Source organism: Mycobacterium venezuelense (assembly GCF_054919535.1).
Genome location: NZ_JBONDW010000002.1, coordinates 388,733 through 404,223, shown reverse-complemented (window position 1 = coordinate 404,223; position 15,491 = coordinate 388,733). Strand labels below are relative to the sequence as shown.

The window sequence follows — 15,491 nt, the reverse complement described above, 5'->3', positions numbered from 1 at the left end:
GGTTGGGCCGTGTCCGCGTCTAACCGGACATGGGAGTAGTTGACGCTGCCCGTATCGATGTCGCGGCACTGTTGGATGCGGCACGCCAGTACGAGGCCGCAGCAGATATCGTCGACGCCGCTGTCCGGACGCGGTTGAGCCGGCCGGCATTCGACGGTTCGGCCGCGGGGCAGGCGCACGTCGCGCACGGTGACGCGGTTCGCCTCGCTGTCGACGATCTGACCGAACCGCTGAACGAGTGGGTACGCGCGGCACGTGAGATCGCTGCCGTGCTGCGCACCTCGGCGGATCGCTACATCGCTGCCGACGGCCGTGCGGCGAGCCGGGTGGGCTGAGCGGTGGCGAGCACCGACACCACAGACCTTTTGGCGCCCGGCCGGCCGGCCGTCGACACCTTCGCCGAGTACGTGTGGGCCTGCCGGTTGCTCGGCTACCACCACCAGGACCTGACCGGCCACGCCCGTCAGCTGCACGAGTGGTATGACACCGAACAGGGATTGAACCTGCGGACGATCGACACCGAATGCACAGCGCTCACCGCGGCCGCGGCCTCGGCGGAGCCGGCATTGCAATTGCAGGACAGTCAGATTCGCGTGTTGTCGGAGAGTTGGCTCGGCAGTGGCGGGCGAGCGTCGAGCGATTTCCTGCAGCGCAACGGTGGCGCAGCACGACACGCCGTTGCCGCCCTGCGCGCGGCCGCGTCGACCCTGGCTCAGCTTTCCGATGAACTGCGGCAGGCCGTCGAGCGCAAAGTGACTCTCACGTTGCAGATCGAGGGTCGGCACAGCGCGCAGCGGGGTACGTGGCTGGGCGCGGCGCGGACGGTCACCACCGGACTGGGGGACCGGTCCATCGCCAGTGAACTCATCGACCAGCAGGTAAAACCGTTCGTGGACAACGAGATCGCGGGCGAGTGGCTGGCGGCGATGCGATCCTCGACCACCGCGGTGGCTGACGCCTACGATGCGGCCCTCAGCGCGCTGAGGTCCGGGCCGGTCCCGGTGTTCGAGATTCCCGGGGCGTTGGGCCCGGCATGGGCGCCCGCTGCCGCGGCTCGTGATGCCGCACCACGATCGGTCGGCATCGCGAGTGCTCCGACGGTGCCAGCCGGTTTCACTCCGGGCCTGGGCGGTGCACCGTCGTGGTCTCCGCCGCCCACTTTGTCAGCAGCAACACCGCCGGTGAGCCCGGCCGACGTGCCCGCGTCTGTTCCACCACCGGCACCGGTCGAGCCGGTGACGCCGCCTGGTCTAGGGCAGACGCTCGGCGCGGGATTGCCCGGTGCCGGCGGCGGTTTGCCCGACATGGGAGCAGGTTTGACGGGCACCGGTCAACAGTTGGCCGACCTGTTCGGCGGGCTGATCGGCTCTGCGGCTGAGGGGTTGCCCGGCGAGGATCCGCTTGGCGGTGAGCCGCCGGACCTCGACGACGAGGTGGCCGAGGACGCCGAGGATCCGGAGATCGACGATGAACCCGATGAAGATGACGAAGGGGAGGAGGACCCCGAGGACGCCGAGGATCCGGAGATCGACGATGAACCCGATGAAGATGACGAAGGGGAGGAGGACCCCGAGGACGCCGAGGACGCTGAGGACGAGCCCGTCGAGGAGGTTGAGGACGCGCCCGTTGGCCCACAAGAGGCGGAAAGCGTTGACCCACCGCAAGATCCGCCAGAACCCGTATCGACGGCGCCGCCGCTTGCCGAACCGCCCGCCCAGCCACTCGCTACGCCTGCGGCCGAAACGCCGTGCGAGATCGCGGCTGACGAGCTGCCGCAGGTCGGTCAGTGACCGATGACCACATCGGTCACATCAGTACCTCGAAGGATTTGGGTATGTGGTTTCAGAACGCGATATCGCCGGTGAAATCTGGACGACCCCGTCAGGAGTCGGTGCCGGATTCGCTCTCAGCGGAGTCGCGGTGTGTCCGTGATTTGCCGGCCGGCGATGTTGCGCGCGAGGTGGATTTGCGCTTGGTCACTCGATTGTCTTCTGCGGTGTCGCGCGTGGTCGAGCGGCGGTCATTGCCCACCTGAGCCAAACCGCGGAGCCGCTCTCCGGTCCCCAACGATTCGCGCACCACGGGCCGAGGTGTCGCTGCTCGCCGGACAGGCTTGGTCAGCTCTGGTTCAGATGCCTTGGCCGAGGACTTCGCTGACTTCGCGGTCCTCGGTGGAGCGGGTTCCTCGTCCACCGCTGCGGGCCCCGTCGGCGCTTCCCTCTTGGTTCGGGCCGAGGTCTCAATCGGCAAAACTGCTGCGGTAGTGGCATTTTCGCGGTTGTAGAAGAAGATCTGAATCTGCGAGATCACCCATGCGAGGCCCACGAACGCGACGACGACGGGCGCGAGGATCAACGCGGCAGCGGTGCTCGTGATGGTTGAGATCAACGCACGCCAATCAACACTCGCGGCCGCTGACGTGGCGTTGGTTGACGGTTCATCACTCGGTTGAGGGATTGCGGCGACCGGGTCGCCGAGTATCAACGGGGCCACCGGCACGGCGGCATACTCGGCGAAGGCTGCCGGTTGCACCGCACGAACTTCGGTTCTCGTGCTCTCGATGTCCGGCGGTACGGTCACCAGAGGCAATACGAGGGCGCCGGCGAGGGCGACCGATGTGGTTGCGTGACGCATGTGTCCGTCCTTCCGCTGTCTCGGATCATCGTCACGCTCGCGGCGGGGAAGGAATGAGGTAATGCCCTACTGCATTTTCGGTCGCGCCGCGGCGGTCCTACTCGATGGCGGAGCGTCAGATCGTGTCGTCGCGGCACGCGAGCGCGGCCGCAACGAATGCGTCGCGAACCGGATTGTCGACAGCCGCATTCCAGATCAGGGTGACGTGGCTGGGACGAAGATCGTCGATGGGCACCACCCGGACGTCGGGGCGCCGGTAATAGGCCGTCGTCGACCGTGGCAGGACGACGAACCCAACGCGTGCGGCAACGTGTTCGAGCTTGTCCTCGACGGTGCACACCGTGGCGCGCGGCGGCGCCCAGCGCTGCTCGGCAGGAGCCTGTGCCCGCCATTCCGGCAGTGTGGCGGGATCCTGCAGCAATAGTCGGTCGGTCAGGTCGGCCAACCGCACCGATGACCGCGCGGCCAGTGGATCGTCGGCGGGCAGGAGGGCGTCGAGTGGCTCCTCCAGCAGCGGTGCGGTGCCGAGGCCGTCGTGGTCGATCGGCTCGCGGGCGTAGACGACGTCGACCTCGCCGTCGCGGACCACCTCGACCTGCTCGTTCCAGCCGACCTGACGCACCACCGCGCGGCGGCCCGACCCGGCGGCTTCGAACGCTGTCGCGGCGGCGGTCGCCCGCAGCCCCGGCATCACCCCGACCGTGACCGTCACGGTGGGTGCCGCGACACGAGCCAGCCGCTGGCGCAGCGCTTTCGCTTCGTCGAGCACAACCTTGGCATCTTGCAGGAGTTGTGTACCCGCCGGGGTCAGCTGGGTGCCGCGGGAACCACGCGTGAACAGCTGAGCGCCGAGTTCGTCCTCGAAGGCCCGGATCTGGCGGGACAGCACTGGTTGCGCGATGTGCAGGCGATGGGCCGCGCGGCCGAAGTTCAGCTCTTCGGCGACCGCGACGAAGTAGCGCAGCTTGCGCAGATCGAGGTCGGTGCCACTCATACCTCAAGGGTATCGCCGGACGACGAAAAGAGTCTTGGACGAACCCGGGCGGTCGGTCGGACAGTGGAGACATGAACCTCAAGAACGCACGCGTCCTGATCATCGGCGGCACGTCGGGCATCGGCCTGGGTGTCGCGGCTGCCGTCGCCGACCGCGGTGGCGTCCCGATCGTGGTGTCGCGCAAGCAGTCCAGTGTGGACAGCGCACTGGCGGCGCTGCCCGACGATGCGCGCGGGTTCACCGTCGATCTCACCGACCCCGAGTCGTTGACCCGGCTGGCCGACGAGGTCGGCCCGATCGATCATCTGGTGTTCACCGCGGGCGAGGCGCTGGAGATGATCGGGTTCGACGATCTCACCGCCGAGGCGATCACCGGCTTCTTCGGTACCCGGTTCATCGGTCAACTGCAGGCCATCCGGGTCTTCGCGTCGCGCATCAGCGCGGGTGGCTCGATCACCCTCACGAGCGGCACGGCCGCCGAGAAGCCCGGATTGGGGATTTTGCCCACCGCGGTGTGCGGTGCCATCAACGCGATGACCCGGGCGTTGGCGATCGAACTGGCGCCGCTGCGGGTCAACGCCGTCGCGCCCGGCCCGATCGTGACGCCGCTGTGGTCGGCGTTGAGCGACGCCGACCGTCAGGCAATCGTCGAGCGGTACGTGCAACAGCTTCCGGTGGGGCGGATCGGTGAGCCCACCGACACCGCGTTGGCCTACGTCTACTTCATGGAACAGGAGTTCGGCACGGGCGTGGTGCTCACGGTCGACGGCGGCACGGTCCTGGTCTAACGCGTCAGCGACACCAATTCCGCGCAGAACCGGACGGATTCGGCGCTGTCGGTCGCCAGCGGGTGCACCAGCAGCGTCGTCACCCCGGCTTCGGCGTAGGCGGCCAGCCGCTCTTTGACGAAACTTTTCGGCCCGACCAGCGACACGTTGCGGACCAATTCGTCGGGCACGGCCTCTGTGGCTTCGGCCTTCTTGCCCGCGAGGTAGAGGTCTTGGATGCGGTCGGCCACCTCGCCGAACCCGTACCGGGTCGCGAGGTTGTGGTAGAAGTTCTTGCCTCGTGCACCCATGCCGCCGATGTAAAGGGCCAGTTGGGGTTTCGCCCACGCCAGCCGGTCCTCGACATCGTCGCCGATGGCCAGGCTTGCGCTCACCATGACATCGAGCGGACCGAGCGCCGCATCGCGTTTGGCGAAACCGGCGCGCAGCGCCTCGCCCCATACGTCATCGGCCTTCTCGGGGAAGTAGAACACGGGTTGCCAGCCCTCGGCGATCTCGGCCGTCAGCTCGACGTTCTTCGGTCCCAGGGCCGCGATGGTGATCGGAATACGTTCGCGCACCGGGTGATTGATCAGGTGCAGCGACTTGCCCAGGCCGGTCCCGCGGTCGGCGGGCAGTGGCAGTTGGTAGTACTTGCCGTCGTAGTCGACGTTCTCCCGGCGCCACACCTGCCTGCAGATCTCGACGACCTCGCGCGTGCGGCCGAGCGGGGCGTCGAACGGCACGCCGTGAAAACCCTCCATCACCTGCGGGCCCGAGGTGCCGATACCGAGGCGGAACCGTCCGTCGGACACGTAGTCGACCCCGGCCGCCGTCATCGCCAGCAGCGACGGGGTCCTGGTGTAGATCGGCACCACCCCGGTGCCCAGTTCGATGGTCGAGGTCTTGGCGGCCAGGTAGCCGAGTTGGCTGATCGCGTCGTAGGAGTACGCCTCGGCGACCAGCGCGATGTCGACGCCGACCTTCTCCAGTTCGACGACCTGGTCGGCGGCCTCCTTGAAGCCACCGGCATAACTCAGAAAGATGCCCGTCCGCATCACCGAGTTATATACCCAACCGGTTGGTTGGGTGCACTCAGGGCTTGAGTAGGGCGACGACCTTGTCTTCCAGCGCGACCGGATCCGCGTTGGGATCGGGTATCTGGGTGTGGGGCAGCTGGGCCTCGGGATCGGCGAAATCCTTGTAGGTCTTGTCACCGGCCAATGTGGCGAGCAGGTAGCCGGTCAGCAGGGCTCGCACGATCTTCTGGGTGCCGCGGTGGGCGCCGGGGAGGCCGAGGACACGGGCCAGCCTGCGTCCTTCCATCAGCCCGCCGGCCTTGATGTCGTCGACCGTGCGCAGCGTCGCGCCGTCCCAGGCCCGCGCGAGTTCGACGGCGTTCGAGCGCAGCGTCATGGGATCGCCCGGATCGGTCAGCACCAGGCCGGGCACCTGCAGCGTCGCGGCAGGCTGTTCGGCAGGCGGCTTGGTGACCGTGGGAAACAGGGCGGCGACGGCTCTGGGCTTGTTCGGCATACCGGCCGCGGCGAACACCGCCGCGGACGCGCCGAACCCGTGGCCGACGAGACCCCGCTTGGTGGGGTGGACGCTGATCTTGCCCGGCCCGAGCCGCACACCGCTCACGATGTCGAGCGTCGCGCCCAGGTCGAATGCGAGGTTGAGCACCGACGGGGCCAGCCCGGTCTCGGTGTTCGGCGCCGCGGCGACGATGCCCCAGGACGCCAGGTGCTCCAGCGTCTTGGTGTAGTTGTCGGACTTTGCCATCCAGTCGTGGGCGAACGCGACACCGGCCAGGTTCAGGCCGGATTCCGGGGTGTAGACGACACCCGGTACGCCGGCGAAAGCCAGGTCACCGCGCAATACGCGGTGCGGCCCGCGGCGGGTCAACGCAGCGAAGAGCTTCTTGGTGCTGGCCACCCGTTGACCGTAGCCCACACCTCGCAGAATCGGGCGCCAGGTAGGTGGTGCACTACCCTGGAGCCCTATGTGTGGAATCGTCGGCTACGTCGGGACGCGCCCGGCCCGCGACATCGTGGTCGACGCGCTGCGCCGCATGGAGTACCGCGGTTATGACTCCGCAGGTATCGCCCTGATCGACGGTCACGGCGGATTGACGGTGCGGCGACGCGCAGGCCGGTTGGCCAACCTCGAAGCGGCCCTCGCCGAGACCGACGACAACGTCCTGACCGGCAGCACGGGCCTCGGCCACACCCGGTGGGCGACGCACGGCAGGCCTACCGACCGCAACGCACACCCGCACCGCGACGCGGCAGGCAAGATCGCCGTCGTCCACAACGGCATCATCGAGAACTTCGCCGCCCTGCGCACCGAGCTCGAAGCGGTCGGCGTGGAATTCGCCAGCGACACCGACACCGAGGTGGCCGTCCACCTGGTGGCCCGGCAGTACACGCACGGCGACACCGCGGGCGATTTCACCGCGTCGGTGCTGAGCGTCCTGCAACGCCTCGAGGGCCACTTCACGCTGGTGTTCGCCAACGCCGACGATCCTGGGACGATCGTGGCGGCGCGCCGGTCCACCCCCCTGGTGCTCGGCGTGGGTGAGGGCGAGATGTTCCTCGGCTCCGATGTGGCCGCGTTCATCGAGCACACCCGCAACGCCGTCGAGCTCGGACAGGACCAGGCGGTGGTGCTGACCGCCGATGGCTACCGGATCAGCGACTTCTACGGCAACACCGATGTCGACTACCGCGAATTTCACATCGACTGGGACCTGTCGGCCGCTGAAAAGGGCGGCTACGACTACTTCATGCTCAAGGAGATCGCCGAGCAGCCCACGGCCGTCGCCGACACGCTGCTCGGGCATTTCGTCGACGGGCGGATCGTCCTCGACGAACAGCGGATGAGCGATCAGGAACTCCGCGAGATCGACAAGGTGTTCATCGTCGCGTGCGGGACGGCCTATCACTCGGGTCTGCTCGCCAAATACGCGATCGAGCATTGGACCCGGCTGCCCGTCGAGGTCGAGCTCGCGAGCGAGTTCCGTTATCGCGACCCGGTGTTGGACCGCAGCACGCTCGTGATCGCGATCTCGCAGTCCGGCGAGACCGCCGACACGCTCGAAGCCGTGCGGCACGCCAAGACCCAGAAGGCCAAGGTGCTGGCCATCTGCAACACCAACGGCAGCCAGATCCCGCGTGAGGCCGACGCGGTGCTCTACACGCGCGCCGGGCCGGAGATCGGTGTGGCCGCCACCAAGACGTTCCTCGCCCAGATCGCCGCCAACTATCTTGTTGGCCTGGCGCTGGCGCAGGCCCGCGGGACCAAATACCCCGACGAGGTCGAGCGCGAGTACCGCGAGCTGGAATCCATGCCGGATCTGGTTGGCCGCGTGCTGGCCGGCATTGCCCCGGTGGGCCAGTTGGCGCAACGGTTCGCACTGTCCTCGACGGTGTTGTTCCTGGGCCGCCATGTCGGTTACCCGGTGGCGCTGGAGGGTGCGCTCAAGCTCAAGGAACTCGCGTACATGCACGCCGAGGGCTTCGCGGCCGGCGAGCTCAAACATGGCCCGATCGCGCTGATCGATGAGGATCTGCCGGTGATCGTCGTGATGCCGTCGCCCAAGAACGCCCAGACACTGCACGCCAAGCTGCTGTCGAACATCCGCGAGATCCAGGCGCGCGGTGCCATCACAGTGGTCATCGCCGAGGAAGGCGACGACACGGTACGTCCGTACGCCGATCATTTGATCGAGATACCGGCGGTGTCAACGCTTTTCCAGCCGCTGCTGTCGACGATTCCGCTGCAGGTGTTCGCGGCCGGCGTGGCCCGGGCCCGCGGCTACGACGTCGACAAGCCGCGCAACCTGGCCAAGTCCGTCACCGTCGAATAGTCGTCTCTTGTTCACGTTCGGGGCCCCGCTCTGATGGACCTCGCGGTACCAGACGTCAACATCGCACCCCGGTGGAGCCGGGGCGACCTCGGGGCGTTCGTCAGCGCGGCGGCGTTCGACCACTTCCTCGCCACCTATCGCAACGGCATGGCCCAGCTGCCGGATTTCGAACTCTTCGACGTGCCAAGCTCATTCGGATCCGTGCGGGCCTACCGATTCAGCGGACCCGACGACGGTGCGCCGGTCGTGTTGTTGCCGGGCCGCAATGCGTCGACGCCGATGTATCTCACGAACCTCGGCCCGCTGCTGCAGCGGCGCACTGTCTACGGCATCGATCTGCTGGGCGAGGCCGGGTTGTCGGTGCAGCACACGAGGATTCGGCATGCCGAAGACCAGGCGCGGTGGCTCGACGAGGCCCTTGACGGACTCGGATTCGAGCGCGCACATCTGCTCGGGGTATCCATGGGCGGCTGGACAGCGGCGAACTGTGCGGTGCACCGGCCGCGCCGGATAGCGTCGATCACGCTGCTCGATCCCGTCTTCACGTTCGCGGGCGTGCCCCTCAAGCCGATGCTTGCCTCGGTCGCGCTCCTCGCGCCGGGGGTGCCCGAGAAGTGGCGACGCGGCGTGATGTCCTGGATATCCGGTGGGGCCGACATTGAGGCCGCAGAAACCGAGGCGGAGCTGATCGCGTCGGGTGCAAAGGATTTCGTGCTCCGCAACCCGATGCCGAAGTTGTTCACCGATGCGCAGTTGCGCTCACTCGACGTGCCGGTACTCGCGCTGCTGGCGGGGCGCAGCGTCATGCTCGACGCGCGGCGCGCCGCCGAGCGTGCCCGCCGTCTGCTGCCACACGGTCAGGTCGAGATCTGGCCCGATGCCTCTCACGCCATCAACGGCGAGTACCCGAACGAGATCGCCGAGCGGGCCGGCCGGATGTGGGACGACGTCGACGGCATCCGCCGAACGTGAACCTTGTGAGCGATATCAATACAGATCGTTCTTGTAATGGTCGTCGATGACCGCGTGCAGCGCACCGGCGAGGTCGCCGAGGTTCTCGCTCATCTTCGCAGCGCTTTCGGTGATGGTGAGGGTGTAGAAATCCCCGCCGAGGGTCACCGCTTCGGCGAGCCCGCGGCTGTCGCCCTCCCACAGCTTGGCCCGAATGACGGCCTTGCCGCATTGGCCGAACACTTCGCGAATCCGCACGATTGTCGCCAGCACCGCCGGTTTGCCGTCTGCGCTGAGCATTTCGAGTAGTTCGGGATCGTCGGTGACGAATGCGTCACCGTTCACCCGGATCACCTCGCGAAGGCCGGGCACGAAGAAGACAAGCCCAACTGCGGGATGACTGGTGATGTTCTCGTGAGTGTCGGCGAGCTTGTTGCCGGGCCGGTCGGGAATCGCGAGCGTCCACGGATCCAGAATGCGCACCGAACCCGGTGGGTCTCCCCGCGGACTGGTATCGAGCTGGCCGTCAGCGCCAACCGTGGACATGCAGAAGAATGGGCTGTGCGCGATGAACCGGGCGGAGAATTCGCCCAGTTTGGGTTCCTTCTTCTCCGCGATGAACCGTTCCGGGAAGCCGACGACCTCGCGGATGCGCTCCATCGTGATCGGCGCGTATGCGTCCGCGGCCGTGGTGTCAGTCGATTGCATCTCTGCCCTCACACGTCGAGAACGAGCCGTGGGGTTTGCGCACGCGAAACACATACGTACATGCGGTCATTCGCGGTTCGCTCGGTTTCGGAAAGAATGTCGTCGCGATGGTCGGGAACACCCCCGAGCACGCGGGTTTCGCAAGCTCCGCAAATCCCTGACCGGCACGACGACGGCACATTGACGCCGCCGGCTTCCAGTGCGGTAAGGATGCTCTGATCCTCGGAAACGGTGATGGTCTTGCTCGACGCCGCGCACACCACCTCCACCGGCCTGTCCGGCGTCGACGGTTTCGACCTTGGCTTGAAACGCTCGAGCTGCAGGCTGTCCGGCGGCCAGTGTGAGGTCGCGTCTTCAAGCGCGGCAAGCATCGTCGGTGGACCGCACGCGTATATCTTCACTCCGGCGCGGATGTGGGCGAACTGTTCGGCCATAGGTATCCGGCCGTCCGCGTCCGATGGAAAGAAGCTCACGCGGGAACCGTGCGCGCGAAGTTCGTCGAGGAACGGCATCGAGGCAGCGGTGTGCCCGCCATAGAGAAGCTTCCAGTCGAGACCCCAGGATTCGGCCTGACGGATCATCGGAATGATCGGCGTGATGCCGATGCCGCCGGCTACGAACACGTATGAATCGGCGCGTCGCAGTTCGAACGTGTTTCGCGGACCGGCAATCATCAGGCGCTGACCCGGCCGCAGGAACGCGTGCACATACTCCGAGCCGCCGCGGCTGGCACGTTCGCGCCGAACTCCGATCCGGTAGTAAGACCGCTCGCCGACCGGGCCGCACAACGAGTACTGGCGTCGGATGCCGGTCGGCAGCACCAGGTCGATGTGGGCGCCGGGATTCCAGGGCGGAAGAAGGCCACCGGCGGACGGCTGCAACTGCACGGACACGACGCCGTCAGCCTCCCACCGGAGCTGGCGCACGGCGACGCCGATCCCTTCGGTCACGTGACGTCCTCCGTTCCATTAACAATGTTAATTGCAGGTCAGAGCGTAGTGTTAACATTGTTAACGTGTCAACTGGGCATCGGGTCGCACTGGTGAACCTCAGTCCGGAACGAGTCGTGGCCGAAGCTCTGTCGCTCATCAACGAGGGCGGGTTGGAATCGCTGACGATGCGGCGGCTGGCTGACCGGCTGAACGCGCATCTGCCGACCATCTACCGGCTCGTCGACGGTAAAGACGCGCTGATGGACGAGATGGCGGAGACGATTCTCGCGAACGCTATGTCAGATTTCCCGCCGGACAGCACTGACTGGGCGACTCGGGTCAAAAGTCTTGCCGCAGGGCTGCGTTCGGCGTTATTGGCGCAACGTGACGGAGCCCGGATCGTCGGCGGAAACTATGCTGCCAAGAGTGCGAACCTGACCTACATCGACACGCTCGTCGGCTGTATGCAGGCGATCGGGTTGGTCGGCGACTCCGCGTTGTGGGCCGCCGGTGCGGTCTTCTGTTACGTATTGGGGGAGGTGCTTGAGCAGCAGGGTGCCACCGGTGGTGAGTTGGAGACGCTCGAGGGCGTGTTGCACGCCGGTAACTATCCGCACCTTGCGTCCAGCCCCGTCGAGCAATTACTCGACTTCGACGGACGGTTCGAATTCGGCCTGAATCTGCTGGTTTCGGGCATCCGATTCGGCCTGGACCCGGGGGCGTGACGGCGAGCCGCCGCCGAATGTGAACTTAATTGCGGGTTTTCGCCGGAATCTGACCAACAAGCTCACGCTCGGCGTTGTCGCCCAAGCCCATCGCCAGCCCGCACGCGATCAACCCGACACCGCACCACACCGCCACACCGGGGATATCTCCCGTCAGCGGGATGCCGATGACCGCGGCCGCGACCGGTGCCACGCCCGTCAACAGGCCGGCCCGCCCGGCGCCCAACCAGCGGACACACGTGTACCAGAGGATGAACGCGATCGCGGTGACGCCGATGGCGAGATAGCCGATCGCCAGCACTTCACCGACGTCGAAATGTGCTGCTGCGAACCAACCCTCGGTCGTCAGTGCGAGCACGCCGAATATGGCCGCCGCCAACCAGGTGGTGTGCACCGAAACGCCTGCCGGGCCGTGTGAGGCCAGAACCGGGACGGCCAGCAGTGTGAAGCCGGCCTCGCAGGCGAACACCACTACGGCCCAGGCCAGACCGATCGCATCGGCGCGGCCGAGACCTTCGACCACAACGGCACCCGCGCTCACCACCAGCGCCGCCACGAGGATTCGCGTGCGCGGCCGGTGGCCTTCCAGCAGGGGGCCGACCGTGGCCAGCGCAACGGGCACGCACGCGACGGCGACGGCCAGCACGGCTGGCTCGGCGTGCCGCGAGCCGTGCACGAGCGCCACGTTGAACAACACCAGGCCCGTCGCGGTGACGCCGAGCAGCCAGAGCCACTCCGCGCCACGAGGGCGCCGCAGTGGACGGCCGGTGAGGCGGACCCAGGCGAGCAACAACAGGCAGGCGATGGCGTAGCGCAGCGCTTGGGCGGTGTGCAGCGGCGCGTCGGCAAGTGCGCCGGACACCGCGACGCTGCCGCCGACGAACGTCATGCCGAGTGCACCGAACAGGCCGGCGCGGATAGGGCTGGACATCACCCCATGTTCGGCGCAGCATGGTTCATCAGACAGCACCAAGTTTGGACATATGTAATGGACCAAATGGCTCCGGGCGCGGATTTTCTGCAGCTCGACCCCGCTTCCGCGCCGGCACGTGGCCTCACGGGCTGGCTCGTGGATGCACTACGCGGCGCGATCGCCGACGGCCTGCTCACCCCGGGCGTTCGGCTGCCGGCCACCCGGATCCTGGCCGACGAGCTCGCGGTGTCCCGCGGGGTGGTCGTCGAGGCGTATCGCAGGCTGGCCGACGAAGGCCTGGTGAGCGGGCGCACGGGCGGCGGCACCCGCGTGCTGGCGCGACCCGTCCAGCCACCGCGACCCGCACGCACCGTCTCTCCCTCAGGTCGGCCCCGCCTCCCGCGGCCACGGCTGCCCGTCGGCGCGGGCATCGACCTCTCACCCGGCGTGCCCGACCTGTCGGCGTTCCCGCGCAGTACGTGGTTGCGGGCCGAACGGGCCGTGCTCGCGGAGACGTCGCAGGAAGACCTGGGCTACGGCGATCCGCGGGGGCATCCGCGGTTGCGGTCGGCGCTCGCGCCGTGGCTGGGCCGCACCCGTGGGCTGCGCATCGATCCCGATGACATCCTGATCGTCGCCGGGGTGGCACAGGCCGCCGCGCTCTTGGCGCAGCAGTTGCAGCGTGAAGGTATCGACACCATCGCGGTCGAGGATCCGGGCTCGCGCGGTGCCGTCGACGAACTGGAGTACTGGGGCCTGCGGGCCGTCCCGGTGCCCGTCGACGATGACGGCATCCAGGTGCACGCGCTGGCCGAAAGTAGTTCCTCCGCAGTATTTCTCACGCCGGCTCACCAGTTCCCGACCGGTGTCGTGCTCGGCCCGCGGCGGCGCCGTGAGCTGCTCGCGTGGGATGGCGAATTGGTGATCGAAGACGACTACGACGCCGAGTACCGCTACGACCGGGCGCCGGTCCCGGCACTGCACCCCTCCGCGCCGGACCGTATCGCCTACGCGGGCAGCACGTCCAAGAGCCTGGCGCCCGCGCTACGGCTCGGCTGGCTGGTTCCACCGCGGCGACGCTACGCCGACCTGGTGGCCGCCAAGCACGCCACCGATCTCGGCAGCCCGACCGTGCCGCAGCTCGTACTGGCGCGGTTGTTGGAGTCCGGCGAGTACGACCGCCACATCCGCCTGGTCCGCGCACGACACCGTGCCCGGCGTGATGCGTTGCTCGAAGCCTTGGCCGCGCTACCGGCGGCCAGGGTGACCGGGGTCGCCGCGGGCCTGCACTTGTTGGCCGTCCTGCCCGACAATGTCGACGACGTTGCGCTGGCCGACGAACTGCGCGACGCCGGTGTGTTCGTCCATCCGCTGTCGTGGCACCGGCGGCTGCCCGGAGCGCCGGGGTTGGTTCTCGGCTACGCCTCGCATCCGCCGGACCGGTTGCGTGAGGCAGGCGCGATCATCGCGCGGATCGTGGGTTGATCGGCCATCAAATCCTGACCCCACCGAGCAAACGCACGTAACCTGTTGACGCGCGGACACGACGAGCGGAATGGGAGCTGATGCGGCACTACTACTCCGCCGACGCGATCCGTGAAGCCGAGGCGCCACTGTTGGCATCGCTGCCCGACGGAGCCCTGATGCGCCGCGCTGCCTACGGTCTCGCGACCGCGATCGGGCGCGAGCTGAGGACGCGTACGGGCGGGATCGCGGGCCGGCGAATCTGTGCCGTGGTGGGCTCTGGCGACAACGGTGGTGACGCGCTGTGGGCAGCCACCTTCCTGCGCCGCAGGGGAGCGGCGGCCGACGCCGTGCTGCTCAACCCGGATCGCACCCACCCCGAATCGCTCGCGGCGTTTCGGTCCGCCGGCGGCCGCATCGTACAAAACATCGATGCGGCAACCGATCTGGTAATCGACGGCGTGGTGGGTATCTCCGGGCGCGGCCCGTTGCGCCCGAACGCGGAGGCGGTGTTCGCCACCAACACCGCACCGGTCGTCGCGGTCGACATCCCCAGCGGCATCGACGTGCACACCGGCGCGGCCGACGGCCCGTACGTGCACGCGGCTGTCACCGTCACCTTCGGCGGGCTCAAACCCGTACACGCGCTGGGCGAATGCGGCCGCATCGAACTCGTCGACATCGGACTCGACCTGGCGCGCACCGACCTCATCGGATTCGAGGCGGCCGACGTCAAGGCCCGCTGGCCGGTGCCAGGGCCGCGCGACGACAAATACACCCAGGGTGTCACCGGCGTGCTGTCCGGTTCGGCGACATATCCGGGAGCGGCGGTACTGAGCACCGGCGCCGCCGTCGCCGCCACGTCCGGCATGGTGCGCTATGCCGGAAGCGCTGCCGCGCAAGTGCTTTCACACTGGCCCGAGGTGGTCGCCGCACCGAGTCCGCAGGAAGCCGGCCGGGTGCAGGCCTGGGTCGTCGGGCCCGGGCTCGGCACCGACGACACCGCGAAGGCCGCGCTGCGGTTCGCGTTGGAATCCGACCTGCCGGTGATCGCCGACGCCGACGCACTGACCTTGCTGGCAGCCGATTCCGGCCCGGTCGCGGGCCGCAGCGCGCCGACCGTCCTGACGCCGCACGCCGGGGAATACCAGCGGCTGGCCGGCAAGCCCGTCGGCGACGACCGCGTCGCCGCGACGCGTGACCTCGCCGCGCGGCTCGGCGTGACGGTGCTGCTCAAGGGCAACGTCACCGTCATCGCGCAGCCCGGTGCGGCAACGTATCTCAACCCGGCCGGACAGTCGTGGGCCGCGACTGCGGGCTCCGGCGACGTGCTGTCCGGAATGATCGGCGCGCTGCTGGCGGCCGGCCTGCCGTCCGGAGAGGCCGCCGCGGCCGCGGCGTTCGTACATGCCCGCGCGGCCAATCTGTCGGCTGCCGACCCCGGTCCGAATCCGGCGCCGACCTCGGCATCACGCATCCTCGCCCACGTCCGCGGCGCGATCGCGGCCCTGTAACGAAGTCCGAAAGGTTGT

Annotated in this window: 15 protein-coding genes; 8 read left to right on the top strand and 7 right to left on the bottom strand. The window is 67.9% G+C overall.

What is annotated here, in order from left to right; all coding sequences use genetic code 11:
* Positions 1–29 precede the first annotated feature (29 nt).
* Positions 30–335 carry a type VII secretion target gene (locus tag ACRCUN_RS04660; protein WP_462140481.1) on the top strand — a complete coding sequence of 102 codons (306 nt, stop codon included), beginning with the start codon at positions 30–32 and terminating at the stop codon, positions 333–335.
* A 3-nt stretch (positions 336–338) separates the two neighbouring features.
* Positions 339–1,790, top strand: a complete 1,452-nt coding sequence (locus ACRCUN_RS04655) for a hypothetical protein (RefSeq protein WP_462140480.1) — start codon at positions 339–341, stop codon at positions 1,788–1,790.
* Between the two features lie 91 nt (positions 1,791–1,881).
* Here ACRCUN_RS04655 and ACRCUN_RS04650 read toward each other — a convergent pair whose 3' ends face one another.
* Positions 1,882–2,634 (bottom strand): hypothetical protein, encoded by a 753-nt coding sequence (locus tag ACRCUN_RS04650; RefSeq protein ID WP_462140479.1) that lies wholly within the window; start codon positions 2,632–2,634, stop codon positions 1,882–1,884.
* Positions 2,635–2,749: 115 nt separating this feature from the next.
* Positions 2,750–3,628, bottom strand: a complete 879-nt coding sequence (locus ACRCUN_RS04645) for a LysR family transcriptional regulator (RefSeq protein WP_462140478.1) — start codon at positions 3,626–3,628, stop codon at positions 2,750–2,752.
* Positions 3,629–3,699: 71 nt separating this feature from the next.
* On the opposite strand from ACRCUN_RS04645, the gene ACRCUN_RS04640 reads away from it, so the two are divergent.
* On the top strand, positions 3,700–4,416 hold the full coding sequence (locus tag ACRCUN_RS04640; RefSeq protein WP_462140477.1) for an SDR family oxidoreductase: 717 nt from the start codon (positions 3,700–3,702) through the stop codon (positions 4,414–4,416).
* Here the strand turns inward: ACRCUN_RS04640 and ACRCUN_RS04635 are convergent.
* Together ACRCUN_RS04635 and ACRCUN_RS04630 are read right to left on the bottom strand one after the other, a co-directional pair.
* Entirely contained in the window at positions 4,413–5,453 is a 1,041-nt protein-coding gene (locus ACRCUN_RS04635) for an LLM class F420-dependent oxidoreductase (RefSeq protein ID WP_462140476.1), read from the bottom strand. The genes ACRCUN_RS04640 and ACRCUN_RS04635 overlap by 4 nt on opposite strands.
* A gap of 37 nt (positions 5,454–5,490) precedes the next feature.
* Positions 5,491–6,333, bottom strand: a complete 843-nt coding sequence (locus tag ACRCUN_RS04630) for a dienelactone hydrolase family protein (protein ID WP_462140475.1) — start codon at positions 6,331–6,333, stop codon at positions 5,491–5,493.
* Positions 6,334–6,400: 67 nt separating this feature from the next.
* Here ACRCUN_RS04630 and glmS point away from each other — a divergent pair, with 67 nt between their 5' ends.
* On the top strand, positions 6,401–8,266 hold the full coding sequence (gene glmS / locus ACRCUN_RS04625) for a glutamine--fructose-6-phosphate transaminase (isomerizing) (protein WP_462140474.1): 1,866 nt from the start codon (positions 6,401–6,403) through the stop codon (positions 8,264–8,266).
* A 33-nt stretch (positions 8,267–8,299) separates the two neighbouring features.
* Positions 8,300–9,238, top strand: a complete 939-nt coding sequence (locus ACRCUN_RS04620) for an alpha/beta fold hydrolase (RefSeq protein ID WP_462140473.1) — start codon at positions 8,300–8,302, stop codon at positions 9,236–9,238.
* A 15-nt stretch (positions 9,239–9,253) separates the two neighbouring features.
* On the opposite strand, the gene ACRCUN_RS04615 is transcribed toward ACRCUN_RS04620, so the two are convergent.
* Together ACRCUN_RS04615 and ACRCUN_RS04610 are read right to left on the bottom strand one after the other, a co-directional pair.
* On the bottom strand, positions 9,254–9,925 hold the full coding sequence (locus ACRCUN_RS04615; protein ID WP_462140472.1) for an MSMEG_1061 family FMN-dependent PPOX-type flavoprotein: 672 nt from the start codon (positions 9,923–9,925) through the stop codon (positions 9,254–9,256).
* A gap of 8 nt (positions 9,926–9,933) precedes the next feature.
* A complete protein-coding gene (locus ACRCUN_RS04610) occupies positions 9,934–10,875 on the bottom strand; it encodes a PDR/VanB family oxidoreductase (RefSeq protein ID WP_462140471.1) in 942 nt (313 codons plus the stop codon).
* Positions 10,876–10,940: 65 nt separating this feature from the next.
* On the opposite strand from ACRCUN_RS04610, the gene ACRCUN_RS04605 reads away from it, so the two are divergent.
* Positions 10,941–11,582 carry a TetR/AcrR family transcriptional regulator C-terminal domain-containing protein gene (locus ACRCUN_RS04605; RefSeq protein ID WP_462140470.1) on the top strand — a complete coding sequence of 214 codons (642 nt, stop codon included), beginning with the start codon at positions 10,941–10,943 and terminating at the stop codon, positions 11,580–11,582.
* 25 nt (positions 11,583–11,607) lie between these two features.
* On the opposite strand, the gene ACRCUN_RS04600 is transcribed toward ACRCUN_RS04605, so the two are convergent.
* Positions 11,608–12,513: a DMT family transporter gene (locus ACRCUN_RS04600; protein WP_462140469.1), complete on the bottom strand. Its 906-nt coding sequence runs from the start codon at positions 12,511–12,513 to the stop codon at positions 11,608–11,610.
* Between the two features lie 66 nt (positions 12,514–12,579).
* Here ACRCUN_RS04600 and pdxR point away from each other — a divergent pair, with 66 nt between their 5' ends.
* Together pdxR and ACRCUN_RS04590 are read left to right on the top strand one after the other, a co-directional pair.
* Positions 12,580–13,980 carry a MocR-like pyridoxine biosynthesis transcription factor PdxR gene (pdxR, locus tag ACRCUN_RS04595; protein WP_462140468.1) on the top strand — a complete coding sequence of 467 codons (1,401 nt, stop codon included), beginning with the start codon at positions 12,580–12,582 and terminating at the stop codon, positions 13,978–13,980.
* Between the two features lie 80 nt (positions 13,981–14,060).
* Positions 14,061–15,473 (top strand): NAD(P)H-hydrate dehydratase, encoded by a 1,413-nt coding sequence (locus ACRCUN_RS04590; protein WP_462140467.1) that lies wholly within the window; start codon positions 14,061–14,063, stop codon positions 15,471–15,473.
* Positions 15,474–15,491: the final 18 nt, after the last annotated feature.

Bases quoted from the DNA above. Each gene is read 5' to 3' on its own strand.
- ACRCUN_RS04660 (WP_462140481.1), top strand. From the start codon at position 30: ATGGGAGTAGTTGACGCTGCCCGTATCGATGTCGCGGCACTGTTGGAT.
- ACRCUN_RS04650 (WP_462140479.1), bottom strand. From the start codon at position 2,634: ATGCGTCACGCAACCACATCGGTCGCCCTCGCCGGCGCCCTCGTATTG.
- ACRCUN_RS04645 (WP_462140478.1), bottom strand. From the start codon at position 3,628: ATGAGTGGCACCGACCTCGATCTGCGCAAGCTGCGCTACTTCGTCGCG.
- ACRCUN_RS04640 (WP_462140477.1), top strand. From the start codon at position 3,700: ATGAACCTCAAGAACGCACGCGTCCTGATCATCGGCGGCACGTCGGGC.
- ACRCUN_RS04635 (WP_462140476.1), bottom strand. From the start codon at position 5,453: ATGCGGACGGGCATCTTTCTGAGTTATGCCGGTGGCTTCAAGGAGGCC.
- glmS (WP_462140474.1), top strand. From the start codon at position 6,401: ATGTGTGGAATCGTCGGCTACGTCGGGACGCGCCCGGCCCGCGACATC.
- ACRCUN_RS04620 (WP_462140473.1), top strand. From the start codon at position 8,300: ATGGACCTCGCGGTACCAGACGTCAACATCGCACCCCGGTGGAGCCGG.
- ACRCUN_RS04615 (WP_462140472.1), bottom strand. From the start codon at position 9,925: ATGCAATCGACTGACACCACGGCCGCGGACGCATACGCGCCGATCACG.
- ACRCUN_RS04600 (WP_462140469.1), bottom strand. From the start codon at position 12,513: ATGTCCAGCCCTATCCGCGCCGGCCTGTTCGGTGCACTCGGCATGACG.
- pdxR (WP_462140468.1), top strand. From the start codon at position 12,580: ATGGCTCCGGGCGCGGATTTTCTGCAGCTCGACCCCGCTTCCGCGCCG.
- ACRCUN_RS04590 (WP_462140467.1), top strand. From the start codon at position 14,061: ATGCGGCACTACTACTCCGCCGACGCGATCCGTGAAGCCGAGGCGCCA.